The 277-nt window shown below is 67.9% G+C and carries 1 protein-coding gene; it reads right to left on the bottom strand.

The window, feature by feature from the left end; genetic code table 11:
* Positions 1–277 (bottom strand): hypothetical protein (locus tag ACZ3HG_RS23495; protein WP_465334752.1); only part of this gene is annotated, 277 nt, incomplete at both ends.

Raw genomic sequence — 277 nt, 5'->3', positions numbered from 1 at the left:
GAGGACTGGACGACCGGACCGACCAGCACCCAGATGACGGCGAGGGCGATCGCGACCGCGATGAGGACGACCATCGGCGCCCAGTGACCCAGGCCGCCACCGCGCTCCGCCTTCGCCTGCATCGCCCAGTTGTCGACCTTCTTCCGCGAGAGGAAGCGGGTCCACGAGCGCACGAAGTGGCTGATGCGGATCCACATGAAGATCTCGGCGGGGAAGAACAGCACCGCGAACAGCACGTCGGTGCGGTTCACCGCGGCCATCGTGCGCGCGATGCGCA

Source organism: Erwinia sp. PME.40.26/001, assembly GCF_055556675.1.
The sequence above is the reverse complement of the archived record's forward strand: the minus strand, read 5'-3'. Positions and strand labels throughout refer to the sequence as shown.